Genomic DNA, 23,662 nt, shown 5'->3' on the forward strand with positions numbered 1-23,662 from the left:
CGAATCCGGCACTGTCAATCGCCTCCGATGTTCAGGCTCGCGAGGTCGGACATGAGCCGGTCGGTGAGACCCTCGACGTCGGCCGCGTGCTGCTCCATCTCGCCCTGAGCGGATTCGAGCGCCTGAAGGTCGGCGTAGAACTCGTCGGGGTCGCCGGCGACCGCTTCGACGATCGGCGAGTCGAGCGCCGCCATGATGACGCCCGGGAGTTCGTTCGCCAGCGGCTCGATGACCATCGGCAGGACCTGGTTGAGCACCTGCTCCACCGCGATGTCGACGGCCGCGTTCAGCAGCTTCTTCTTGATGAGGAGCATGGGGCCGGCGCCGACGGCGGTCACGGGGTTCGTCAGCATGGCGACGAGGGTGATCATCGTGGAGGTCACGTCGGCTATGACCTTGATCTTGAGCGCGGTGACGCCGCCGGCCGCGATCTCGACACCCGGCGGGACGGGCCCGAGGATGTCCATGAGCTTCTGGAGGTTCTGGGAACGGTTCGTGTTCCAGGCGCTGACGTAGGCCGGGCCCGCCTGACCGCGCATAGCGCCGGCGATGTCGGTGTTGACCTTGCGGTCCATCACCTGGATCTTGTTCTCGAGCTCGTCCCGGAACGTCGAGATGATCTGGCCGCCGCGGCGCAGTTCGTCCTCGTCGATGTCGGGCCAATCGAACCCGAGCTTCTCCATCACCCAGATCAGCTCGTTCGGCAACATCATTCCCATAGCGGAACCTCCCGCCAAGAGAGTAGGTGATCAGAGCGATCGATTTCGATGGGGAGAACTGCCCTCCCCCTCACCCGCTATGATTCGTGGCCAACCGACCCGCTCAGTGGAAGAAGTGCCGCTCGCCCGTGAAGTACATCGTCACGCCGGCGGCCTGCGCGGCGTCGATGACCTCCTGGTCGCGCACGGATCCGCCCGGCTGGATGATCGTCGTGATGCCGGCATCCAGCAGAACCTGCGGTCCGTCGGCGAACGGGAAGAACGCATCGGATGCCGCGACCGACCCGGCGGCACGCTCGCCCGCACGCTCCACGGCCAGGCGGCACGAGTCGACGCGGTTGACCTGCCCCATGCCGATCCCGACCGTCGCCGAGTTCTTGGCGAGCACGATCGCGTTGGATTTCACGGCGCGGCAGCTCTTCCACGCGAACGAGAGGTTCTCCAGCTCGCTGTCCGCGGGGCGCTCCCCCGAGACGAGCTGCCACGAGTCCACGAGCGATTCGATCTCGTTCGGGAAGCGGTCGGCATCCTGCAGCAGGAGGCCGCCCGAGACGAGGCGGACGTCCATGGGCTCCTGACGCCAGTCGGCGGGGAGCTGCAGGACCCGGAGGTTCTTCTTCAGCCGGAACACCTCGAGCGCCTCGGGCTCGAAGTCGGGCGCGACGATGACCTCGGTGAAGATGTCGCGGAGGTTCTCGGCCATCTTGAGCGTGACGGTGCGGTTGGCGGCGATGACGCCACCGAAAGCCGACACGGGGTCACACTCGTGCGCGCGCAGGTGCGCGGAGGCGATCGGGTCGAGCGCCTGGGGCGCGCCGATCGCGATGCCGCACGGGTTCGCGTGCTTGATGATGGCGACCGCCGGCTTGACGAGGTCGAACGCGGCACGGAGCGCGGCATCCGCGTCGACGTAGTTGTTGTAGGACATCTCCTTGCCCTGCAGCTGCGTCGCCTGCGCGATGCCGTGACCGCCGACGCGCGAGTAGATCGCGGCGCGCTGGTGCGAGTTCTCGCCGTAACGGAGGGTCGCCAGGCGCTCGGCCTTGATCGTCAGGTGCTGCGGCAGGTCGCCCTCGGCGTCGAGCGTCTCCTCGGCGAACCAGGTCGCGACCGCGCGATCGTACGCTGCCGTGTGCGCGAACGCGCGGGCGGCGAGCTCGCGGCGCTGCGCGAGGGTCGTGCCGCCCTGCCCGAGGGCATCGACGATCGCGGGGTACGACTCGGGCGAGACGGCGATCGCGACGTTGGCGTAGTTCTTCGCCGAGGCGCGCACCATCGCGGGGCCGCCGATGTCGATCTGCTCGACGACGGCATCGCCCTGGGCGCCCGAGGCGACCGTCTCGACGAAGGGGTACAGGTTCACGACGACGAGCTCGAAGGGCAGGATGCCGAGCTCGCCCAGCTGGCTCTCGTGGTCCTCCAGGCGGAGGTCGGCCAGGAGCCCCGCGTGCACGCTGGGGTGCAGCGTCTTGACGCGTCCATCGAGCGACTCGGGGAAGCCGGTGACCTCGGACACGTCCTTGACGGCGATGCCGGCGTCGCGCAGGAGCGCTGCCGACCCGCCCGTCGAGACGATCTCGACATCGGCGGCTGCGAGAGCCTGACCGAGCTCGAGCAGCCCGGTCTTGTCGCTCACCGAGACGAGCGCGCGACGGACGGGCACGACGTCGCGTGCGCGGTAGAGGGACGGGTCGATCTGCGGGCCGGCCATGCGGGAACTCCTCGAGTCGGGGGCGTTCGGGTGTCGGTTCAGGGGGTGGTGCGGGTCAGGAGGTAAGGGCGAGTTCGCCGGTCGCGATGCGACGGACGACGTCGATGAGCAGGCGCCGCTCCACCGGCTTGATGCGCTCGTGCAGAGTGTGCTCGGTGTCGTCCGGGAGCACCGGGACCCGCTCCTGCGCGAGGATCGGACCTGTGTCGACGCCGTCGTCCACGACGATGACGCTTGCACCGGTCTGCGACGCTCCCGCGGCGAGCGCATCGCGGACGCCGTGGGCGCCGGGGAACTCCGGCAGGTACGCGGGGTGGGTGTTGATGAGCCGAGGAGCCCACGCGGCGACGACGGCGGCCGGCAACAGTCGCATGAGGCCGCTCAGCACGACGAGGTCGGGCTTCCACACGCCGAGGTGTGCGAGCAGTTCGTCGCCCCACGCCTCGCGACTGTCGAACTCCTGGAACGGGACCATGAACGTCGGTATGCCGTAGGCCTCGGCGTGGGCAAAGCCGTCGGCCTGCCGGTCGGCTCCGACGACGATCACGCGGGCGGGGAAGTCGGGCTCGCTCGCGGCGTCCAGGAGAGCACGCAGATTGGATCCCGTGCCCGAGATGAGAACGGCGACCGTGAGCACCGGGTCAGTCTAGCGGGGCGGTGGGGAACTCGTCGGGCGAGACCGCCCCGGCGGGCTCACGACGCGTCTGCGCCGTCGACGTCGGCGTCGCGGGCGTGGACACCGCGGGCGCGTCGCGCGGGACCGATGCCGCAGCCGGCCGATCGGAATCCGCACCGCGCGGCGAGAGCAGCATGACGGCAGCACCCACTCCGACCTCGACCGCGGCGACGAGGGCGACGAGCCACGGTTCGGGTCCGACCTCGGCGAGCCGGCCGGGGCCGATCGAGCCGCGCGCGGCTCCGGCGAACACCCCGACGACGAGCCCGGTCCCGACGACCGTGACACCGAGGGCGACCAGGCGCGGGCGGAGGGGCTCGGCATCCGCCGTCGATCCGACCAGCAGCGAGGCGCGTGCGACGGACCCGGCGACGACGCCCAGTCCGACGACCGCCAGCGCCAGGAGCAGGAGCCAGGGCGAGGTCGAGTCGGGGATGACGCCGAGCACGGGGATGCCCGGCACGACTCCCAGGCTGGTGGCGGCCGGTGACACCGCCGTGCCGCTGCCGATCGCGAATCCGGGACCGACGGCGAACCCGGCGAACCACACGACGAGGGTGGGCAGATAGAAGAGGCTCCCGAGGGCGAGGACGATCACACCGGGCAGATCGACCTGGGCCGCCTGGGTGAGCGAGATCACCTCGCCGCCGCGGACGAAGAAGAGGACGGCGAGCACGAGGGCGCCGAGCCCCACGATGCCGGCCGCCGCCATCACGATGCCGCGGGCACCGGCATCCACCGCGTTCTGGACGTCGTCGGGAAGGCGCTCGCTGACGGCGTCGACGATGCCGTCGTCGCCCTCGCTCCATGCCCGGACCAGCGCGCCGAGCAGAGCGGGGACGGCGAAGACGAGCGTGGGCCCGGCGACCGCTGCGCCGAGATCGACCGCGGCGACACCGGTCCGCCCGGTGAGCGCGATGATCGTCGAGAGCACCGCGACGGCGACCGTTCCTGCGGCGACGCCCGTCAGCCATGCCCCGGACCGCGCGGCACGACTGCCGGAGCGCCACGCCGAGATCGCGGTGAAGACGGCGAGCAGCGTCGGTGCGAGCGACACGGTGAAGTCGGCAGCGCGCGAGGGCAGGCCGCCGAGGGCGACGAGCTCCGCCGGAAGCGACACCGCGACGGGCGCGAAGTGGCCGAGCTGCCAGATCGTGGCGGCCGCCGGCCAGAGCGCCGCCCAGTCGGCATCCCCACTCACTCCGAACACCCAGACGAGGGTCACCGGCGCGAGGACGACGCCGACACCGACCGCGACGGTCACGAGGGCGTCGACGGCGGCGAGGAGGGAGACGAGGAGGCGATTCACAACGAACCGACCTTACCCGCGGTCCGCCCGGGCGCCCGGCTCCCGCACCGGAGGCACGAGCGATCGGCCGCCCTCAGCGGGTGCCCCGGCGACCCACTACCCTCGGAGGGTGAACAGCACGACATCCCGCGCGTCCCGCGGTGCCGCAGCCCCGGCATCCCCCTCGTTCCTCGACCGCTACTTCGACATCACCGGCCGCGGCTCGACCGTCGGCACGGAGGTCCGCGGCGGCATCGTCACCTTCGTGACGATGGCCTACATCGTCATCCTCAACCCGATCATCCTGTCGACTCCCGACGTCGCCGGCACGGTCCTCGACGGCACCGCCGTCGCGACCTCGACCGCCCTGACCGCCGGTGTCATGACGATCCTCTTCGGTCTCGTCACGCGCCTGCCGTTCGCGTTCGCGGCGGGGCTCGGGATCAACGCCTTCCTCGCCTTCTCGGTCGTCGGCCAGGTCACGTGGGGCGAGGCCATGGCGCTCGTCGTCATCAACGGTCTGATCATCGTGCTGCTGGCCGCGACGGGCCTGCGGAAGATGATCTTCGATGCCGTCCCCGTCCAGCTGAAGCTCGCGATCACGGTCGGCATCGGCCTGTTCATCGCCTTCATCGGCTTCGTCAACGCCGGCTTCGTCACCGCGACGGGCAACGCCTCTCCCCCGCTCGACCTCGGCGTGGGCGGCTCGATCACGACGATCAGCACCGTCATGTTCGTCGTCACGCTCTTCCTCTCCGGCATCCTGATGGCCCTCCGCGTCAAGGGTGCGCTGCTGATCGGCCTCGTCGGCGGCACGGTCATCAGCTACATCGTCAACGCGATCTGGCCGACGGCGCTGGGCCTCAAGCTCGACGGGCTGAAGATCGTCGCCCTGCCCAACTTCGAGCTCGTCGGCAAGATCGACTTCGGCTTCGACTGGGCCAAGATCGGGATCGTGTCGGTCGTCATGATCGTCTTCACGCTCGTGTTCTCGAACTTCTTCGACGCGATGGGGACCATGACGGGCCTCGCGAAGGAGTCGGGTCTCGCGAACGACAAGGGCGACTTCCCGCGTATCAAGTCGGCGCTGATCGTCGAGGGCGTGGGCGCGATCGCCGGTGGTGCGACCTCGTCGTCGTCGGCGACCGTGTTCGTCGAGTCCGGCTCGGGCATCGGCGAGGGAGCGCGCACCGGGCTCGCGAACGTCGTGACGGGTGTGCTGTTCCTGCTGGCGATGTTCTTCACGCCGCTCACCTCGATCGTCCCCGGCTACGTCGCCGCGGCGGCGCTCGTGCTCGTCGGTGCGCTCATGCTCGCGCAGATCAAGAACATCGACCTGTCGGACTTCAGCGTCCTGCTGCCGGTGTTCCTCACCGCGACCGTCATGCCGCTGACCTACTCGATCGCCAACGGCATCGGGGCGGGCTTCATCAGCTGGGTCGTCGTGAACGTCTTCGCCCGCAAGGCCAAGCAGGTCCACTGGCTGCTGTGGATCGTCGCAGCCGGCTTCGTGATCTACTTCGCGCGCGGCCCGATCGAAGCGCTCATCGGCGCCTGACCGTGTTCGCTGCCCCGAGGTCCCGATCGGGCCGGTTATGCCTCGCGCATTCCCGGCCGGATCGGGACCTCGGTCGTTGCGAGGGGGTTCCGGGGACGACGAAGGGGCGGGATGCCGCAGCATCCGCCCCTTCGCTCTGTCTGGCTTAGAGCGCCTCGATGATGGCGCGCATCAGGTCGGCGGTCTCGGACGGGGTCTTCCCGACCTTGACGCCGGCGGCCTCGAGGGCCTCCTTCTTGGCCTGCGCGGTACCCGCCGAGCCCGAGACGATGGCGCCGGCGTGGCCCATGGTCTTGCCCTCGGGAGCGGTGAAGCCGGCGACGTAGCCGACGACCGGCTTCGTCACGTGCGCCTTGATGTAGTCGGCCGCGCGCTCTTCGGCGTCGCCGCCGATCTCGCCGATCATGACGATGGCCTTGGTCTCGGGGTCGGCCTCGAACGCCTCAAGGGCGTCGATGTGCGTCGTGCCGATGACCGGGTCGCCGCCGATGCCGATGGCGGTCGAGAAGCCGAGGTCACGGAGCTCGAACATCATCTGGTACGTCAGGGTACCCGACTTCGACACGAGGCCGATCGGTCCCTTGCCGGTGATGTTCGCGGGCGTGATGCCGACGAGCGCCTCACCGGGGGTGATGATGCCGGGGCAGTTCGGACCGATGATGCGGGTCTTGTTGCCCTTGCTCTTGGCGTAGGCCCAGGCCTCGGCGGTGTCGCCGACGGGGACGCCCTCGGTGATGACGACGAGCAGCGGGATCTCGGCGTCGATCGCCTCGATCATGGCGTCCTTCGTGAAGGCCGGCGGCACGAACGCGATGGAGACGTCAGCGCCGGTCTTCTCGATGGCCTCGGCGACCGAGCCGAAGACGGGGAGTTCGACCTCGCCCTCGTGCGGCTTCTCGTGGGTGACGGTCGTGCCGGCCTTGCGGGCGTTGACGCCGCCGACGACGTTCGTCCCGGCCTTCAGCATGAGGGCGGTGTGCTTGGTGCCCTCACCGCCGGTGATGCCCTGGACGATGACCTTGGAGTCCTTGTTGAGGTAGATAGACATGTCTGTTGTCCCTGTGTCTCGGTAGTCTTCGCGCGGCTCAGGCGTTCGCCAGCTCGGCGGCCTTGTCGGCGCCCTCGTCCATACCGGCGGCGAGCGTGACGAGCGGGTGATTGGCCTCGGCGAGGATCGCACGACCCTCGTCGACCTGGTTGCCGTCGAGGCGGACGACGAGCGGCTTGGTGGCCGCGTCGCCGAGGATCTCGAGGGCCTTCACGATGCCTTCGGCGACGGCGACGCACGACGTGATGCCGCCGAAGACGTTGACGAAGACGCTCTTGACCTGCTCGTCGCCGAGGATGACGTCGAGCCCCGACGCCATGACCTGCGCGTTCGCGCCGCCACCGATGTCGAGGAAGTTGGCGGGCGTGACGCCGCCGTGGTTCTCGCCGGCGTAGGCGACGACGTCGAGGGTCGACATGACGAGCCCTGCGCCGTTGCCGATGATGCCGACCTGGCCGTCGAGCTTGACGTAGTTGAGGCCGGATGCCTTCGCCTTCGCCTCGAGCGGGTCTGCGGCACCCTTGTCCTCGAGCTCTTCGTGCTCGGGGTGGCGGACCTCGCTGGCGTTCTCGTCGAGCGAGACCTTGCCGTCCAGGGCGACGATATCGCCGGCGCCCGTGCGGACGAGCGGGTTCACCTCGACGAGGGTCGCACCCTCGCCCTTGTAGACGTCGTAGAGCTTGACGAACACATCCGAGACCTTCTCGACGAGGTCCTCGGGGAAGTTCGCGGCCTTCGCGATCTCGACGGCCTTGGCCTTGTCGATGCCCTGCAGCGGGTCGACCTCGACGCGCGCGAGCGCCTCGGGGCGCTCGACGGCGAGCTCCTCGATCTCCATGCCGCCCTCGACTGAGCAGAGGCTCAGGTAGGAGCGGTTCGAGCGGTCGAGCAGCACCGAGAAGTAGAACTCCTCGGCGATGTCGGCGCCCTGGGCGACCATGACGCGCTGGACGACGTGGCCCTTGATGTCGAGGCCGAGGATGGCCTCGGCTGCCGCGTAGGCCTCGTCGGGGGTCTTGGCGACCTTGACGCCGCCGGCCTTGCCGCGACCTCCGGTCTTGACCTGAGCCTTGACGACGACCACGCCGCCGATCTTCTCGGCAGCCGCCTTCGCCTCCTCAGGGGTGTCGGCGATGATGCCGGCGAGCACCGGCACCTCGTACTTCTCGAACAGGTCTCGTGCCTGGTACTCGTAAAGGTCCACTGCAATCCTTCGCTGGGCGACGGCGGGGTTACGGGCGCGGAATTATCTCGATGTCGAGAGATCGCCCGGTCGAAAAGCCTACTACCCGCGCCTGAGTGCCCCGCGCTCCGATCCCCTCGTTCGGCAGGGTCGGGCTCACTCCCGCAGCACCCTCGCCCAGATCTCGCGATGGCGCTCGACGTACGCGGTGACCCTCCGCCAGTGGTCCCCGTGCCCCTGCACGAACATCGACGACCACGGCTCCGTTCCGGTCCCGTGGGAACGGCGGAGGAGCTCGTGCATGGCCGCCGTGCGCTCGACCATCGCCTCCGGCAGCCCGTGACGCAGCGCGGTACCGGCGCCGTACCCGTCCACGAGGGCAGCCAATCCCCGGGCGGCGTCGTCCGGCGGCACCGAGGTGTCGTTGAGCGCGAAGGACTGCGCGGCGTACGCGAGGTCCCACAGCCGGGTGCTGGGGGCTGCGGCATCCCAGTCGATGAACACCCACCGCTCCCCCTGCACGAGATTCCACGGTGCGAGGTCGTTGTGGCAGACGAGCTCGGCCCCCGGGGCAGCGATCGCGCTCTGCCACACGCTCCCCGCGGGGACGACGTAGGCGGCGCTCGCATCGTGGATCGCGCGCACCATCATCCCCACGCTGTGGAGGTCGTCCGGCGGCATCGGCCCCCGCTCGATCGCGAGCTCGCCGGGGACGAACTCGATCACCTGGCGTCCCCCCTCGTCGCGTCCCCGCGGCTCGGGCGCATCGATCCCGGCGTCGCGGAGTGCGCGGACGTATGCCGTGACGCTCGCCGTCGACGCCGTCCAGGGCTTGCGGACGGTGTCGCCGATCCGGACGACGGCACCGCTCGCGTTGCCGCCGGACAGTGCTTCTTCGTGCGGTGCTTCCTCGTGCGGTGCGTCCTCGTGCGGCATCCGTCAGATCCAGCCGCGTTCGCGCGCCGTGATCGCCGCCTGCTGCCGTGTCGCGAGCCCGAGCTTGCCGAGGATCGACGACACGTGGTTGCGGACCGTCCCAGAGGACAGATGGAGGGATGCCGCGATGTCGGCGATCGTCTCGCCGCGGGCTCCGGCGCGCAGGACGTCGAGCTCGCGGTCGGTCAGCGGCGAGCGCTCGTCGCTGAGCGCATCCGCGGCGATCTCGGGGTCGACGTAGCGGCGCCCGGCGGCGACCTCGCGGATCACGGCGGCGACGTCGCCGGCGGGACGGGACTTCGGCACGAAGCCGTCGACGCCGGCGCTGAGGGCGCGCCGCAGGACTCCGGGACGTGCGTGCCGGGTGACGACGACGCAACGGGCAGGGATCCGCTGGCGGATACGAGCGGCCGCCTCGACCCCGTCGATCCCGGGCATCTCGAGATCGAGCAGGCAGACGTCCGGGCGCAGTTCGAGCGCACGGGAGACGGCCGTCTCGCCGTCGGCGCACTCGGCGACGACCTCGAGGTCCTCCTCGAGCGCGAGGAGCGTCGCCAGAGCCGTCCGGATCATGTCCTCGTCGTCGGCGATGAGCACCCGGATCATCCTGTCCCCTCCCTCACCGATGCCACCTCGGCCGGAACCGTGACGACGACGTCGAACCGATCGTCGCCCCGACGCGATGCGACGTCACCGCCGGCCACGCCGACCCGGTGCGCGATGCCCTCGAGCCCCGCGCCCGACCCGATCGTCGACCCCGCCCCGGGGTCGTTCGCCATCGTCAGACGCCACACGTCGCCGACCCGCTCGAGCCCGAGCCACGCCCAGGTCCCACCGCCGTGCTTGAGCACGTTCGTCGTGCACTCTCGGATCACGGGTCCCAACAGATCGGCGGGAGCGGATGCCGCGTCTGCCGCGACGTCGAGCGTGACCGTCAGCCCGGCGGCGCGCAACAGGTCGGCCGCGTTCGCGAGCTCGTCGGGCAGTGGCACGCCACGAAAGCGTCCGGCGAGCGCGCGCGTGCCGTCGCGGGCCTCGTCGACGGATGTCCGCGCCAGCGCGATCTGGCGGGCGGCGGCATCCGGATCGCGGTGGATCATGCGCTCGGCGAGTTCGAGCTGCAGTGCGATGACCTGCAGGTGGTGCCCCTGCAGATCGTGGAGTTCGCCGGCGAGCCGCAGCCGCTCCTGCACGGCGGCGAGGCGGGCTTCGGTGCGGCGTGCGCTGTCGAGCTCGAGGACGACGTCCCACGACCAGAGCGACAGCGCCTGCGTCATCGGGAGCGCGACGGAAAAGAACACGAGCACGAACGCGTCGCTCCGAGGCATCGGCCCGGCCTGCTCGAGCAGCCAGAGCACGACGAGGGCGACTTCGAGCAGCACGACACCGCGCCACCGGATGCCGGGGCCCCAGCGGACGAGGCAGAGGGTGGCGCCGACCAGCGCGGCGCCGAGCAGCGGCGACCCGGCCACGACGCCGAGGACGGCCGAGGCGAGGACCGCCGCGACGACCGGGAGCGAGAGGAACCGGCGCCGCCAGGACGGGCGGTCGCCGTCGTCGAGGTCGCCGTCCCTGCGATAGCGCGTGAGGAGCAGGATCGTGCAGGTCACGACGATCACCGCCGCACCGACGTAGGCGACGAGAGCGACGGGGCTCCGCCATCCCTCGCGGGCGACGAGGACGACGAGCCCCCACACGACGACGGTGCCGAGGAGGAAGAAGACCATCGACGTGGCGATGTACCACCCGGTCGCCGTCACGCCTCGCGCGAGCGACGCGGCGGTCCGCGTCGGGGTCGGGTCGGGCGTGGTCACACGGCCACAGTACGACCATGACGAATGTCACCCCTCGGCCCGTCGAACCTCCCGCAGGAAGGTGACGGGGCGGCACTGCCGCGCTCCGGCCCGGGACGGTGGACTGGGGTCACGGCGATACGAGATCCGGTCGCCGACTCCGAGAGGACACCATGTCGAACCCCGTCTCCGACCTCGTCGCCGGCTTCCAGGACCTGGTGGCGCAGATGCCCGACCTCGTGCAGCCGCTCGTCGTGGCCCTCGCCGGTGCGGTCCCCTTCATCGAGGGCGAGGGCGCCGCGGCGATCGGGATCGTCGGCGGCATCCATCCCGTCGTCGCCGCCGTCGCCGGCGCCGCGGGCAACTTCCTCTGCGTCGCGATCGTCGTCCTCGCGACCGCCCGCGTCCGCACGGCCGTGACCTCCCGCGCGGGGGCACCCGAGAAGACGCCGTCGGCGCGCTCGGAGAAGTTCCAGAAGGCGTACCACCGCTACGGGACGCCCGGCGTCAGCCTCCTCGGTCCCCTCATCCTGCCGACCCAGTTCACGGCGGCGGCGCTCAAGGGGACGGGCGTGCCGACCCGGACGGTGCTGTTCTGGCAGGGCACGGCGATCGTGCTGTGGACGACCGTCGTGACCCTCATCATCACGGGCGTCATCGCCGCGGCATCCTGAGCCGGTCCGCCGGCTCCGACGGTTCACGGACGCGACACCGTCCGGTCACCGCACGCGCCTACCATCGCGGGCACCCGATCCGCTTCGCCGCGCCACCCCTCCCCCGCGCGACGCGTCACCTGTGAGGAACGCATGCGTCTTCCCCTCCGCCGCCTGTCCACCGTGGTCTCGATGTCGCTGGCCTTCGCGATCGCCGCCTGCGGGTGCGCGCTGCTGCCCCACCCAGGCGCCGGCCATGGCACGCCGGGCCGGGCGTACTACAGCAGCAAGACGCCCTACACGCCACAGGAGGACCCCGCCGACCTCACCCGCGTGCCCGCCGGGTTCACCCCCGTGTACACGGAATCCGTCGCACGACACGGATCACGCGCACTGTCGAGCTTCAAGTACGACTCGCTGACGATGCAGGTCTGGGAGAAGGCGCGCGCGGAGGGCGCCCTCACCCGTCTCGGCAGGACGCTCGGTCCCGAGGTCGAGAAACTCACGGCCGCCAATCAGAAGCTCGGTTACGGCAACCTCACCGGCCAGGGCGCCGAGCAGCACCGGGGCATCGGCGAGCGCGTCGTCGAACGGCTGCCCTCGCTGTTCGCTCGAATCGACGCAGGGTCCGACACCGTCGCCCTCGAAAGCTCCGGCGAGGCGCGTGCGACCGCCTCGGGCAAGGCCTTCGCGCAGGGGCTCGAGATGGCGGACCCGCGCATTGCCGCGCATCTGCCCGCCGACATCCAGAAGGACCCCGACACCCTCTATTTCCACAAGTCGGCCGCGAACGCCGACTACCAGGCCTACGAGGACGGGCCGAAGGTCACGGCCACCGTCGATGCGATCACCGACCAGCCGCGCAGCCACACGGTGGCTCGGCACACGCTGGAGCGGATCTACACCCGCGCCTTCGTGGACCGCCTCGCCGAGGGGCGGTACCACTTCGTGGACGGCGGCGACGGCGACACCACCGTCGACGACGAGGTCGATGCGGCGATGATGCTCTACAACCTGTACATCATCGCGCCCGACATGACCGACGAGGTCTCGGTGGACTTCACGCGCTACATCACCGGCAGCGAAGCGAAATGGTTCGCCTATCTGCTCGACGCGGAGGACTTCTACTCGAAGGGGCCGGCATTTCGCGGCAACGACATCACGTACAAGATGGCCACCCCGCTGCTCGACGACTTCCTCGACTCGATGGACGCACGGCTGACCGGTTCACCCACGGCCGCCACCTTCCGCTTCGCCCACGCCGAGACGATCATCCCGTTCGCGGCATTGATCGGCCTTCCGGGCTCGACGCAGCAGGTCACCGCCACGCACCCCTACACCTATCCCACGAACGCCTGGCGGGGCGAGACCGTCACCCCCATGGCGGCGAACGTGCAGTGGGACGTCTTCCGGAACGCCAAGGGCCGCGCGATCGTCCGCATGCTCTACAACGAGAAGGAGATCCCGTTCCGTGCGGGCTGTCGGCCCATCGCGCGGGGATCGTTCTTCTACGACGCGACAGAGGTGCGCCGCTGTCTGACGGCGGCACTCCCCGCCGACGCGACACCCGTCGCGCCGCGCGCGGGCTGATTCAGTCGACCGGCCGGAGGCCTCTGGTCGCGGGGCCTTCGATGCGTTCTCCGGATGCCGTGAAGCGCGACGCGTGCAGCGGACAGTCCCACGTGCACTCGAGGTCGTTCCACTCGAGGATCCCGCCGAGGTGCGGGCAGACGGCGCTCACGGCGCGCGTCTCGCCGTCGGTGGTCGAGATGGCGACGGGCCGTCCCGCGCGCTGCGCGACGACGCCCTCCCCCTCGGCAGGCTGCGGCACCGGCACGGCCTGCGCTTCGGCACCCGCCCACCCCTTCGCGGCGGCGAGGCCGACCTTCGCGTTCTCCGCCGCTCCCTGCGCGATGTCGGCGGGCATCGTGAGACGTGTGCCGATCTGCGTCATCCACCGCGGACGTTCGCTCATCTTCTCGCCGCGCAGCTCGCTGACGATGCGCAGCGCGGCCGCCGGCGCGTTCGTGAGTCCCCACTTCGCATAGCCCGTCGCGAAACGCACGCGCCCGAGCGTCCGGGGCATCGTACCGATGAAGGGGATGCGGTTGTGCGAGGTGTAGTCCTGCGCCGACCAGCGGTGGGTCTCCTCCCCCACGGGCAGCGTCTGCTGCGCCCAGCGCGACAGTTCGTCGAGCATCGCGCGCTCCGACTCGGCCCGCCCGACGGGGTGCCCCGCGCCTCCGACGACGATCTGGGCGACATCGGCCGGACCGTCCTCGGGGAGGACCGTGCGCACCGAGCGCGTGGGCTCGTCGGCTGAGAGGTACATGCCATCAGGCAGCGGCGCGGTGAGGGTGAACGAGACGCAGGCCGACCGCATCCCGCTCACCTTCGCCCAGTAGAGGCCGCGGTCGAGGATCGGGATGCCGGTGGCCGCCACGACCCGCGACGCGAAGATCGGCCCCCGATCGGTCTCGACGCGCGGCTCGGGGAAGACCTTGACGCCGCTGACCTCGACGCCCAGATGCAGCGTGCCGCCGGCGGCGACGAACGCGTCGGCGAGCGCTGCGAGCATCCGCATCGGGTCGACCGCGCGCTGGCCGTCGAGCGCGACGGCTGCCGCCATGGGCACGGCTGCGGCGCGCAGCTCGTCCTCGCCGACGAAGCGTACGGCGAGCCCCGCCTCGCGGGCCGCCTCGTACTCCTGCGCGACGGAACGCCGCCCCTCGCCGGCCTGGGCGTAGGTGTAGGCGGTGCGCGAGGTGAGCGGCACGCCGAGGTGCTCTGCGGTGTCCGTCATCCACGCGAAGCCGTCGCGGTTGGCGTCGACGTAGGCGCGGACGAGGGATGCCGGGTGCCCCGACCGCAGCGTCGAGAGCGTCGTCCCCTGCAGGAGCGACACCTTGCCGGTGTTCGATCCCGAGGCGAGCTCGCCGATGCCGCCGCGTTCGAGGAGGGCGACGTCGACCCCGGTCCGCGCCAGTTCGTAGGCCGTGGCGAGGCCGGTGAGCCCCGCGCCGATCACGACGACGTCGTGACGTGCCCCGGGCTCGAACGGGGTGTCGGCGGACTCGGTCGGGTGCTGCTTCCACAGGGAGGACATGGGGTGAGTCAAGGCGCGCCGGCCGGATCAGGCACAGGCCTTGACAGGACGGCCTTCGCATTAGGCTTCCCTCCATGGCCGACGACCTCCGTCCCACGGGCAGCACAGTGGTGGCCGCCGCGCTCGCGCTGTTCGCGGAGCACGGCTACGAGCAGACCTCGGTCGAGCAGATCGCCCAGTCCGCGGGGGTGTCGCGGTCGACGTTCTTCCGGCAGTTCGGCGGCAAGGACGACGTCGTCTTCGCCGACCACGAGCTGCTCCTCGATCGACTGCGGGCCTACCTCTCGGAAACGCACGAGAACCCGTGGGCGGCGGTGTGCGAGGCATCGGTGCAGATCTACCGCCACTTCGCGTCCGATCCCGAGGTCGCTCGCCGTCGATACGCGGTCGTACGCCAGGTGCCGTCGCTGCGCGACCGCGAGATCGTGACGGTCTTCCGCTACGAGCGCGCCTTCGACGAGTACCTGCGCCGCTCGGTCCCGGGGCTCGATCCCGTCGACGCGGTGGCGTTCGCCGCCGCCGTGACCGCGGTGCACAACCACGTGCTGCGCCGCCTGCTGCGCGGCTCCACGCGGGTGCCCGCCGCCGTCCTCGAGACCGCCTACGACGAACTGCTGCGCCGCTTCGGCGTGCACCCCGACCCGGAACCCGCCGCCGACGACGACATCGTCGTGGCGACCTTCCCCCGGCGGATGCCGCCCGCCGAGGTCGCCCGTCGGCTCGGCGCCCTGCGCGACTAGCCTGGAACGGCGTTCCACGTGGAGTGGAACTGAATCCCAACCGGGCGTATCCTGGCGCGATGACCTCTGACCTGCCCGGCGGCGCGTCCGGCCGCTACGACGTGCTCGGCCGGCTCGACACCGACTACTACGCCGTCTTCTCCGACATCCCCGACGCCGACCGCGACGTGTGGCAGCGGACGCAGGGCTTCGTGGACGAGGTCGGCGACCGGATGCGGGAGGCGTGGGACGCCGCGGAGTACCCGCTCGACATCGCCCGACGCTTCGGAGAGCTCGACCTGCTGAACGACGGCATCGACCACCCGCGACTCACGCGCTTCTCCCCCCTGGCCGCAGGCCTCGTGAACATGGAGATCTCGCGCGGCGACGGGTCGCTCGGCACCGTCCTCGCCGTCCAGGGCGGGCTGGCACTGCGGACCCTCGCCCTCTTCGGCGGCGACGCCCAGCAGGAGCGCTGGCTGACCCCGGTCGCCCGTTTCGAGGTCCCGGCCGCGTTCGCCCTCACCGAGCCGGACCACGGCTCGGACTCGGTCTCGCTCGAGACCGTCGCGCGCCGCGACGGCGACGAGTGGGTGCTGCGCGGGGCCAAGAAGTGGATCGGCAACGGCGCCTCCGGCGGCATCACCTTCCTCTGGGCCCGCGTCGACGACGAGGGCGACGAGCACCACGGCAACGTCCGCTGCTTCCTCGTCGAGCAGGACCGCCCCGGCTACACCGGCACCGTCATCGGCGGCAAGGCGTCGTTGCGCGGCATCCACCAGGCCCACATCGCCCTCGACGACGTGCGGGTTCCCACCGACGCGGTCCTGCCGGGGACGCGGACCTTCAAGGATGCCTCGACCGTCCTCTACGCGACCCGTTCCGGTGTCGCGTGGTCGGCGCTCGGCCACGCGACCGCCTGCTACGAGGCGGCGCTGCAGTACGCGCAGCAGCGCGTGCAGTTCGGCAAACCGCTCGCCCGCTTCCAGATGGTGCAGGAGCGCCTCGCGCACATGCTCGAGGACCTGACCGCGATGCAGCTGTACTGCCGTCGCCTGGCCGACCTCGAGGCATCCGGCGGGCTGCGCCCGACGCAGGCGTCGCTGGCGAAGTTCCACAACACCCGCGCCGCGCGCCGCGTCGCGGCGACCGCGCGCGACATGCTGGGCGGCAACGGCATCCTGCTCGAGAACGGCGTCATGCAGCACATGGCCGACATCGAGGCGATCCACACGTACGAGGGGACCGAGTCGGTGCAGGCCCTCCTGCTCGGGCGGGACATCACCGGCGTCAGCGCGTTCGCCTGACCCGCAAGCCCGTTCCGCAGCGCCTGACCGGCGGGCAGGATGGGCGCATGTACGAGATCCCCGCGCCGATGCTCGCGAAATCCGTCCCCGCCGTCCCCGATCCGGCCAAGACGGCCGGCGGGCTGCTGTACGAACCGAAGTGGGACGGGTTCCGCGCGCTGATCGGGTGGGACGGCTCGGAGGTCGAGATCGGTTCCCGCGGGTCGAAGCCCCTCACCCGGTACTTCCCCGAGCTGGTCGACGCGATCTCGCGTCTCGTGCCCGAACCGTGCCTGCTCGACGGTGAGATCGTCGTCGCCGACGGCGAGCCCGGGTCGCAGCGGCTGCAGTGGGAGCAGCTGTCGCAGCGCATCCACCCCGCGGCATCCCGCGTCGCCCTCCTGAGCGAGACCACCCCCGCGATGTTCGTGGCGTTCGACCTGCTCGCGCGGGGCGATCGCGACCTGCGCGACGAGCCCTTCTCCGAGCGGCGCGCACAGCTCGAGGACCTGCTGCGCGATGTGCCGCATCCGATCCATCTGACCCGGACGACGACCGATGCCGCCCTCGCCGAGCAGTGGCTCGCCGAGTTCGAGGGGGCCGGGCTCGACGGCGTCGTCGCCAAACCGCTCGCCCTCCCCTACGCCCCGGGGAAGCGCACGATGTTCAAGATCAAGCACGCGCGGACCGCCGACGTCGTGGCGGTGGGCTACCGCGTCCACAAGAGCGGCCAGGGCGTCGGGTCGCTCCTGGTCGGCCTCCACGACGACGACGGGAACCTCCGCCAGGTCGGCGGGGTCGCCGCGTGGAGCAACGCGCGGCGACTCGAACTGATCGACGAGCTCGCGCCGCTGGTCGTCCGGGGCGACGACGGCGACGCGGTCACGGGGCAGTCGGACCGCTCCCGGTTCACCGCCTCAAAGGACACCTCGTTCGTGCGCCTCCGCCCCGAGCGGGTCCTCGAGGTCGCCTACGACCAGCTCGAGGGCGACCGGTTCCGGCACACGGTGCAGTTCCAGCGATGGCGTCCGGACCGGGATGCCGCGTCCTGCACCTTCGACCAGCTCGAGACCGTGTCGGCCTACGACCTGGCCGACGTGCTCGACTGAGTCAAGGGGCCTCGCCCGGAAAGGCGGATCGGTAGGGTCGCAGCATGGGCCTCTTCTCGTCATCTCCCCGCTCGGTGCGTCTCGACGACGGACGGCCCGTCCGCATGGCCGCGACGGGCAAGCCCGCGAGCATGTGGTCCGACGGCTTCGGCACCCTCGCGACCCGGTCGTTGCAGGTGATCATCGTCGCCGTCATCGTGACGGCCCTCATCCTCGGGATGCTGCAACTCACCGTCGTCGTGATCCCGGTCCTGCTCGCGCTCATCATCGCCTCGGCCGCCGCGCCGCTCATGGCATGGCAGCGCCGCCACGGCGTCCCCTCCGTGTTCGCGACCATCCTGACGCTGCTGGCGTTCGTCGTCGTGCTGGGCGGAATCGGCTGGCTCGTGGTCAACGCCGTCCGCGATCAGTTCGACGACCTCTCCACGAAGGCGCAGGACGGGTTCCAGAGCGTGCTCACGTGGGCGGAATCCCTGCCGTTCGACATCGACCAGAAGCAGATCGACGAGTGGGTCGGCACAGCGACCGACTTCCTCACCAGCGCACAGTTCGGTTCAGGCGCCCTGGCCGGCGTGAGCGCGGTCGCGAACTTCCTGACGGGGCTCGTCCTCATGATCGTGACGCTGTTCTTCTTCCTGAAGGACGGCCCGAATCTGTGGGAGTTCCTCATCCGCCCGTTCCGCGGATCGAACTACGACCGCGCCGTGCGCGTCGGCCACAAAGCCGTCCAGACCTTCGGGGCCTACCTCCGTGGCACCGCGGCCGTGGCGGCCGTGGACGCGATCGGCATCACGATCGGTCTGCTCATCCTGCAGATCCCGCTCGCCCTCCCGCTCGGCGCCCTCGTGTTCGTGCTGGCGTTCATCCCCATCGTGGGCGCGACCGTCGCGGGCATCCTGGCTGCGTTGGTCGCCCTCGTGACGAACGGTCTGGTCGCGGCGATCTGGGTGGTCGTGATCGTCGTGGCGGTCAATCAGCTCGAAGGCAACTTCCTGCAACCGTTCCTCATGGGTCGGTCGATGAAGCTGCACGCGTTCGCGGTGCTGATCGCCCTGACGATCGGCACCGTCCTCGGCGGCATCGTCGGCGCGATCCTCGCGGTTCCCCTCACGGCGGCGGCCTGGGGCATCATCCAGGTGTGGGACGGACCGAATACGCCCGCCCGCTGGGCTCGACGCCGTCCGCCCGTCGAGGAGAAGGTCGACACCGTCACGGCCGGCTGACCGCGGTCAGTCCTTCTTCGCCCTCGACGGCTGCACTCGCGGCGGCTCCCCCGGCATCTTGGGGAACTCCGGCGGGAACGGCAGTTCGCCGAGGCCTGCGTCGAGGTCGCGCTGCCACCACTCCAGCAGTGTGTCGATGCGTCCCGGGACGGCTTGCAGCTGCTCCCAGGGGTCGCCGATCGTCGCGAGTCGATCCGGCACCGTCCGCACCGTGAACGCGGCGGGGTCGACGCCGTCGGCGAGTTCGTCCCACGTGATCGGGGTGGCGACCGTCGCGCCCGGAAGTGCCCGCGGACTGTAGGCGCCGGCCATCGTGCGGTCCCGGTTCGCCTGGTTGAAGTCGATGAAGATGCGCTCACCGCGCTCTTCCTTCCACCAGTTCGTGGTGACCTTGTCCGGCATCCGTCGCTCGAGCTCGCGTCCCGCGGCGATCACCGCGTGCCGCACGTCGAGGAACTCGTGCGACGGCTCGATCGGGCAGAAGACATGGATGCCGCGATTGCCGCTCGTTTTGAGCCACGACTCCAGCCCCGCCTCGCGGAGGACCTCTCGCAGCGCGGGCGCGACCGCAGCGGCATCCGTGAAGTCCGTGCCGGGCTGAGGGTCGAGGTCGATGCGCAGCTCGACGGGGTTGTCGGTGTCGGCGGCGAGAGACGCCCACGGATGGAAGACGACCGTGTTCATCTGCACTGCCCACACGATCGCGGCGGCCTCGTTCAGGACGACCTGGGGATGCCGCCGGCCGCTGTTGTACGTGCAGACGACCTCGTCGACGTAGTCGGGCGTGCCCTTGGGCGGGTTCTTCGAGAAGAAGCTTTCGCCGTCGACTGTCGCGGGGAACCGCTCGAGCGAGACGGGCCGGTGACCGTTGGCGCGCAGGAACGGGTCGGCGACGGCGAGGACGTACTCGGCGAGCTCGTGCTTGGTGATCCCGGGCTCGGGGAACACGACGCGGTTGGGGCTCGAGAGCGAGAGCTCTCTGCCTCCCGGCAATTGCAGGGTGATCCGCTCCGACGCCATGCGCCCACCCTAGGGGCGGGCCACCGGCACGACCAGGGGCTTGCCCCGCGCGGGCTCAGTCCTCGTCGGCGGCCGCCGCGGCGTCGACGGTCTCCGCGGCATCGGCGATCGTGACGAGCGGCTCGAGCTGCTCGCGTTCGAGCCGGATCCATGGGCCTGCGGCGTCGACGAGGAAGCCGCTGAGCTCGGGCTCGCTCCTGAGCGCCTCCCCCAGCTGCGCCGCCGTCAGCGGCATCGGCTGATCCTCTCGGCGGAGCGTGAGGATCTCGAGCGGGTGCGAGAAGACCTGGAGGTAGCGGGTCCCCTCGGCGGACCGTGCCTCGGCGACGCCCATGCTGCCGTCCGGTCGGGTGCCGGCTGCGATCCACGCGCCGCGGGTGACGAGCGCATCGACGACGGCGCGAGCGGTCTCATCGGTCCGCGGGCCGGCGAGGAGGTTCTTGATGGTGAACTCGGGGTCGGCCTGATCCATCGCGCGCGAGATGAGACCCGTCGGCAGGACGATGCGCCGGCCGGGGCCTGCGTGGTCGAAGACGATGCCGTCGTAGCCCGCGTCGACGACGTTGCGGAGCACGTTCTGAGCGGGCTGGCCGAGGACCGACGTGTTCGCCGCCTCGGGGTCATCGCTGAGACCCGCTTGGATCGCCGCAGCACCCGTGTACGCGAGCAGGAACTTCTTGTCGTTCATGATCGAGATCGCCAGGCGCAGCGGCTCGCCCGCAGCGACCTGCGCCTGCGCGTCGCCCATGATGCGCAGGTACAGCGTGCCCTGCAGCGCCTGGCGCGTCACGCCCAGGATCGCCGCGTTGTCGGGCTCCTCGGGCGCCTCAACCAGCGCCGCGAGCAGAAGCGTGTTGTCCGGCATCCCGGGTCGACCCTCGGTCCGCTCGGGGGCGGTCTCCTCGACCTGCGGCAGGCGGGGCTGCTCGGGCCGCGGGGCGGGCTGCCCGTAGGTCGACATCGAGATCGGCACGAACGGCACGTCCTCGGCATCCGCCTGCTCGGCGGCGACCGCCGCGCTCACGTCCTGCTGGACGTCGGCGAGATCCGCCTGCGCGTCGACGGGAACCTCATCGGACCCGTCGGAGTTCTTCTTCGGACGGCGGGAGAACAGAGCCATGCCCTCAGCGTACGCGCGATACGCCGCGGGTCGCGCGACGCTCAGAGCTTCGTGATCGGGGCGACCTTGATGAGCAGCTTTTTCGGGCCTGCGGTGTCGAAGCGGACGTGGGCGACGCGCTTCGCGCCCTCACCGGTCACCATGTCGACCTTGCCCTCGCCGAAGTCGTCGTGACGGATGCGGTCGCCCGCCGCGAGCTCCATGTCACCGTTGTCGCGGATCTTCGCCGGGATGCGGTTGGCGAACTTCGCGAGGGCATCGGACTTCTCGCGCTTCGGCAGCGGGACGAGGTCGTCGCCGTACCGATTCGATCCGGATCCGCCGAACCGGGAGCCGCCTCCGGGCCGGCCGTTCAGCGCACGCGACGGCGTCCCGCCGCGCGAGTTCACGTCGCCGGGTGACTGGCGCCAGTCGATCAGCTCGTGCGGGATCTCCTGCAGGAACCGGCTCGGCATCGCGGCCGAGACCTCGCCGAACTGCGCGCGGGTCATCGCGAGCGAGAGGTGCAGACGCTTGCGCGCCCGGGTGAGCGCCACGTAGAACAGACGCCGCTCCTCCTGCGGTCCGCCAGGCTCCCCCGCCGAGATGCGGTGCGGGATGAGGTCCTCTTCGACGCCGGTCACGAAGACGGCGTCGAACTCGAGGCCCTTGGCCGTGTGCATCGTCATGAGCGAAACCGAACCGCTGGCGTCGTCGAGGTCGTCGGCATCCGACACCAGCGTCACTTCGGTGAGGAAGTCGAGCAGCGTGCCGTCGGGGTTGTTGCGGGCGAACTCGCGCGTCACGACGACGAGCTCGTCGAGGTTCTCGACGCGCGCCTCGTCCTGCGGGTCCTTCGAAATCCGCAGCGCCTCGTAGTAGCCGGACTTGTTGAGCAGGACGCGGAGCCCCTCCGTCACCGACGTCGACGGCGCGATCTCACCCGAGCTCGGCAGCATGATCTCGGATGCCTCGACGAGGACGGCATCCAGTTCGGCGATGGCCTTCTGCACCTTCGCACCGACACCGAGCGCCGATGCGTTCGCGAGGGCGTCGCGGAAGGTGATGCCCTCGGATGCCGCGTACCGGGCGATCGCGGTCTCAGTGACGTCGCCGATGCCGCGACGGGGACGGTTCAGGATGCGGCGCACCGCCATCTCGTCGGCGGGGTTCGCCACCGCGATGAGGTACGCCATGGCGTCCTTGATCTCGGCACGGTCGTAGAACTTCGTGCCGCCCATGATCTTGTAGGGCACGGCCGAGCGGATGAAGATCTCCTCCAACGCGCGGGACTGAGAGTTCGTCCGATAGAACACCGCCACTTGCGAGTAGTCGACGCCCTTGCGGTGCAGAGCCTCGATCTCGTCGGCCACGAACTGCGCCTCGTCGTGCTGCGAGTACCCGGTGAACCCGATGATCGGGTCGCCGTCGCCGACGTCGGTCCAGAGCTTCTTGTCCTTGCGGTCGAAGTTGTGGCCGATGACGGCGTTGGCCGCCGACAGGATGTTCTGGGTCGAGCGGTAGTTCTGCTCGAGGAGCACGACCTTCGCGCCCGGGAAATCCCGCTCGAACTCGCTGATGTTGCGGATGTCGGCGCCGCGGAAGGCGTAGATCGACTGGTCGGAATCGCCGACCACGGTGAGCGACGCGCCCTCGATCTCGGGGGCCTCGTCGGGCTCGAAGATCATCATCCCGCCGCTCGAGAACGCGTCGCCCGCCTTGCCCACGACGGGCCGGGTCAGCTCGTGGATGAGGGCGTACTGAGCGTGGTTGGTGTCCTGGTACTCGTCGACGAGGACGTGGCGGAACCGCTTGCGGTACACGTCGGCGACGTGCGGGAAGGCGCGGAAGAGGTAGACGGTCTGCGCGATGAGGTCGTCGAAGTCGAAGGCGTTCGCCTTCTGGAGCAAGCGCTGATAGTCCGCGAAGATGTCGACGAAGACCCGCTCGGCGGGATCGCTCATGTTCGCCTGCCGGGCGTAGGACTCGGCGTCCGCCAACTCGTTCTTGAGCTTCGAGATGCGCCCCTGCACGGCGGCGGGGGTGAACCCGAACGAGTCGCCCTCGTGCTCCTTGACGAGACGCTTGATGAGCGCGCGCGAGTCGCCGGAGTCGTAGATCGTGAAGCTCTTCGTGAACCCGAACTGGTCGGCCTCGCGGCGAAGGATGCGCACGCACGCGGAGTGGAACGTCGAGATCCACATGCCCTGGGCGTTGTCGCCGACGAGCTGACGCACGCGTTCGCGCATCTCGCCCGCGGCCTTGTTGGTGAAGGTGATCGCGAGGATCTGGCTCGGGTAGGCCTCGCGCGTGCGCATCAGTGACGCGATGCGCCGGGTCAGCACGCTTGTCTTGCCCGACCCCGCACCCGCGACGATCAGCAGGGCGGGCCCCCGATGCGTGACCGCTTCGCGCTGCGGCGGGTTGAGGCCGGCGAGGAGGTCCTCGTCGGGGCGGGAATCGCCCGCTGGACGGGGCGCTCCGGCGCCGACGATGACGGGCTTGATGGAGTCGCTCATGTCCCCACGAGTCTAC

The 23,662-nt window shown here is 70.3% G+C and carries 20 protein-coding genes; 7 read left to right on the forward strand and 13 right to left on the reverse strand.

Going from position 1 to position 23,662, the window contains the following annotated elements:
* Positions 1–14: 14 nt before the first annotated feature.
* From AC4NN1_RS06480 to AC4NN1_RS06495, 4 genes are all read right to left on the reverse strand, one after another.
* Positions 15–719 carry a WXG100-like domain-containing protein gene (locus tag AC4NN1_RS06480; protein WP_491954834.1) on the reverse strand — a complete coding sequence of 235 codons (705 nt, stop codon included), beginning with the start codon at positions 717–719 and terminating at the stop codon, positions 15–17.
* Between the two features lie 103 nt (positions 720–822).
* Positions 823–2,430: a bifunctional phosphoribosylaminoimidazolecarboxamide formyltransferase/IMP cyclohydrolase gene (purH, locus tag AC4NN1_RS06485; RefSeq protein WP_018188887.1), complete on the reverse strand. Its 1,608-nt coding sequence runs from the start codon at positions 2,428–2,430 to the stop codon at positions 823–825.
* A gap of 55 nt (positions 2,431–2,485) precedes the next feature.
* A complete protein-coding gene (gene purN / locus AC4NN1_RS06490; RefSeq protein WP_020096641.1) occupies positions 2,486–3,067 on the reverse strand; it encodes a phosphoribosylglycinamide formyltransferase in 582 nt (193 codons plus the stop codon).
* A gap of 4 nt (positions 3,068–3,071) precedes the next feature.
* On the reverse strand, positions 3,072–4,415 hold the full coding sequence (locus tag AC4NN1_RS06495) for a cell division protein PerM (RefSeq protein WP_491954835.1): 1,344 nt from the start codon (positions 4,413–4,415) through the stop codon (positions 3,072–3,074).
* 109 nt (positions 4,416–4,524) lie between these two features.
* Here AC4NN1_RS06495 and AC4NN1_RS06500 point away from each other — a divergent pair, with 109 nt between their 5' ends.
* Positions 4,525–5,952 carry an NCS2 family permease gene (locus tag AC4NN1_RS06500; RefSeq protein ID WP_020096639.1) on the forward strand — a complete coding sequence of 476 codons (1,428 nt, stop codon included), beginning with the start codon at positions 4,525–4,527 and terminating at the stop codon, positions 5,950–5,952.
* A 145-nt stretch (positions 5,953–6,097) separates the two neighbouring features.
* Here AC4NN1_RS06500 and sucD read toward each other — a convergent pair whose 3' ends face one another.
* From sucD to AC4NN1_RS06525, 5 genes are all read right to left on the reverse strand, one after another.
* Positions 6,098–7,000: a succinate--CoA ligase subunit alpha gene (sucD, locus tag AC4NN1_RS06505; protein WP_018188891.1), complete on the reverse strand. Its 903-nt coding sequence runs from the start codon at positions 6,998–7,000 to the stop codon at positions 6,098–6,100.
* A gap of 37 nt (positions 7,001–7,037) precedes the next feature.
* Positions 7,038–8,204: an ADP-forming succinate--CoA ligase subunit beta gene (gene sucC, locus AC4NN1_RS06510; protein ID WP_020096637.1), complete on the reverse strand. Its 1,167-nt coding sequence runs from the start codon at positions 8,202–8,204 to the stop codon at positions 7,038–7,040.
* A gap of 135 nt (positions 8,205–8,339) precedes the next feature.
* Positions 8,340–9,119: a phosphotransferase gene (locus AC4NN1_RS06515; RefSeq protein WP_491954836.1), complete on the reverse strand. Its 780-nt coding sequence runs from the start codon at positions 9,117–9,119 to the stop codon at positions 8,340–8,342.
* Between the two features lie 3 nt (positions 9,120–9,122).
* The gene (locus tag AC4NN1_RS06520) at positions 9,123–9,725 is read right to left on the reverse strand and encodes a response regulator transcription factor (protein WP_018188894.1); all 603 of its coding nucleotides are present in this window, start codon (positions 9,723–9,725) and stop codon (positions 9,123–9,125) included.
* Positions 9,722–10,933, reverse strand: a complete 1,212-nt coding sequence (locus AC4NN1_RS06525) for a sensor histidine kinase (RefSeq protein WP_491954837.1) — start codon at positions 10,931–10,933, stop codon at positions 9,722–9,724. Before AC4NN1_RS06525 ends, AC4NN1_RS06520 begins: the two co-directional genes overlap by 4 nt.
* Before the next feature lie 152 nt (positions 10,934–11,085).
* Here AC4NN1_RS06525 and AC4NN1_RS06530 point away from each other — a divergent pair, with 152 nt between their 5' ends.
* A complete protein-coding gene (locus tag AC4NN1_RS06530) occupies positions 11,086–11,586 on the forward strand; it encodes a small multidrug efflux protein (protein WP_311869757.1) in 501 nt (166 codons plus the stop codon).
* 132 nt (positions 11,587–11,718) lie between these two features.
* A complete protein-coding gene (locus AC4NN1_RS06535; protein ID WP_491954838.1) occupies positions 11,719–13,155 on the forward strand; it encodes a histidine-type phosphatase in 1,437 nt (478 codons plus the stop codon).
* Position 13,156: 1 nt separating this feature from the next.
* On the opposite strand, the gene AC4NN1_RS06540 is transcribed toward AC4NN1_RS06535, so the two are convergent.
* Positions 13,157–14,671: an FAD-dependent oxidoreductase gene (locus AC4NN1_RS06540; RefSeq protein WP_491954839.1), complete on the reverse strand. Its 1,515-nt coding sequence runs from the start codon at positions 14,669–14,671 to the stop codon at positions 13,157–13,159.
* A 74-nt stretch (positions 14,672–14,745) separates the two neighbouring features.
* Here AC4NN1_RS06540 and AC4NN1_RS06545 point away from each other — a divergent pair, with 74 nt between their 5' ends.
* Genes AC4NN1_RS06545 through AC4NN1_RS06560 form a run of 4 tightly spaced genes read left to right on the forward strand, consistent with a single transcriptional unit; the run spans position 14,746 to position 19,008 of the window.
* A complete protein-coding gene (locus AC4NN1_RS06545; RefSeq protein ID WP_336124591.1) occupies positions 14,746–15,411 on the forward strand; it encodes a TetR/AcrR family transcriptional regulator in 666 nt (221 codons plus the stop codon).
* 59 nt (positions 15,412–15,470) lie between these two features.
* Positions 15,471–16,697, forward strand: coding sequence for an acyl-CoA dehydrogenase family protein (locus AC4NN1_RS06550; protein ID WP_491954840.1), 1,227 nt, complete (start codon positions 15,471–15,473; stop codon positions 16,695–16,697).
* Between the two features lie 47 nt (positions 16,698–16,744).
* Positions 16,745–17,785, forward strand: coding sequence for an ATP-dependent DNA ligase (locus AC4NN1_RS06555; protein WP_491954841.1), 1,041 nt, complete (start codon positions 16,745–16,747; stop codon positions 17,783–17,785).
* Positions 17,786–17,829: 44 nt separating this feature from the next.
* Positions 17,830–19,008 carry an AI-2E family transporter gene (locus tag AC4NN1_RS06560; protein ID WP_018188901.1) on the forward strand — a complete coding sequence of 393 codons (1,179 nt, stop codon included), beginning with the start codon at positions 17,830–17,832 and terminating at the stop codon, positions 19,006–19,008.
* Between the two features lie 6 nt (positions 19,009–19,014).
* Here the strand turns inward: AC4NN1_RS06560 and ligD are convergent, their stop codons facing one another.
* Genes ligD through AC4NN1_RS06575 form a run of 3 tightly spaced genes read right to left on the reverse strand, consistent with a single transcriptional unit; the run spans position 19,015 to position 23,646 of the window.
* A complete protein-coding gene (gene ligD, locus AC4NN1_RS06565; RefSeq protein WP_336124597.1) occupies positions 19,015–20,028 on the reverse strand; it encodes a non-homologous end-joining DNA ligase in 1,014 nt (337 codons plus the stop codon).
* 55 nt (positions 20,029–20,083) lie between these two features.
* Positions 20,084–21,148, reverse strand: a complete 1,065-nt coding sequence (locus AC4NN1_RS06570; protein ID WP_018188903.1) for an SseB family protein — start codon at positions 21,146–21,148, stop codon at positions 20,084–20,086.
* 41 nt (positions 21,149–21,189) lie between these two features.
* On the reverse strand, positions 21,190–23,646 hold the full coding sequence (locus AC4NN1_RS06575) for an ATP-dependent helicase (RefSeq protein ID WP_491954842.1): 2,457 nt from the start codon (positions 23,644–23,646) through the stop codon (positions 21,190–21,192).
* Positions 23,647–23,662 lie beyond the last annotated feature (16 nt).

The sequence above is a fragment of the Microbacterium sp. MDV22-iso44 genome, from assembly GCF_058629135.1.

What these genes read in the sequence shown, in the direction of transcription:
- AC4NN1_RS06540 (WP_491954839.1), bottom strand. Translation starts at nt 14,671, where the DNA reads ATGTCCTCCCTGTGGAAGCAGCACCCGACCGAGTCCGCCGACACCCCG.
- AC4NN1_RS06570 (WP_018188903.1), bottom strand. Translation starts at nt 21,148, where the DNA reads ATGGCTCTGTTCTCCCGCCGTCCGAAGAAGAACTCCGACGGGTCCGAT.
- ligD (WP_336124597.1), bottom strand. Translation starts at nt 20,028, where the DNA reads ATGGCGTCGGAGCGGATCACCCTGCAATTGCCGGGAGGCAGAGAGCTC.
- sucD (WP_018188891.1), bottom strand. Translation starts at nt 7,000, where the DNA reads ATGTCTATCTACCTCAACAAGGACTCCAAGGTCATCGTCCAGGGCATC.
- AC4NN1_RS06560 (WP_018188901.1), top strand. Translation starts at nt 17,830, where the DNA reads ATGGGCCTCTTCTCGTCATCTCCCCGCTCGGTGCGTCTCGACGACGGA.
- AC4NN1_RS06535 (WP_491954838.1), top strand. Translation starts at nt 11,719, where the DNA reads ATGCGTCTTCCCCTCCGCCGCCTGTCCACCGTGGTCTCGATGTCGCTG.
- AC4NN1_RS06545 (WP_336124591.1), top strand. Translation starts at nt 14,746, where the DNA reads ATGGCCGACGACCTCCGTCCCACGGGCAGCACAGTGGTGGCCGCCGCG.
- AC4NN1_RS06575 (WP_491954842.1), bottom strand. Translation starts at nt 23,646, where the DNA reads ATGAGCGACTCCATCAAGCCCGTCATCGTCGGCGCCGGAGCGCCCCGT.
- AC4NN1_RS06480 (WP_491954834.1), bottom strand. Translation starts at nt 719, where the DNA reads ATGGGAATGATGTTGCCGAACGAGCTGATCTGGGTGATGGAGAAGCTC.
- AC4NN1_RS06520 (WP_018188894.1), bottom strand. Translation starts at nt 9,725, where the DNA reads ATGATCCGGGTGCTCATCGCCGACGACGAGGACATGATCCGGACGGCT.
- AC4NN1_RS06550 (WP_491954840.1), top strand. Translation starts at nt 15,471, where the DNA reads ATGACCTCTGACCTGCCCGGCGGCGCGTCCGGCCGCTACGACGTGCTC.
- purH (WP_018188887.1), bottom strand. Translation starts at nt 2,430, where the DNA reads ATGGCCGGCCCGCAGATCGACCCGTCCCTCTACCGCGCACGCGACGTC.
- AC4NN1_RS06555 (WP_491954841.1), top strand. Translation starts at nt 16,745, where the DNA reads ATGTACGAGATCCCCGCGCCGATGCTCGCGAAATCCGTCCCCGCCGTC.
- AC4NN1_RS06515 (WP_491954836.1), bottom strand. Translation starts at nt 9,119, where the DNA reads ATGCCGCACGAGGACGCACCGCACGAGGAAGCACCGCACGAAGAAGCA.
- AC4NN1_RS06530 (WP_311869757.1), top strand. Translation starts at nt 11,086, where the DNA reads ATGTCGAACCCCGTCTCCGACCTCGTCGCCGGCTTCCAGGACCTGGTG.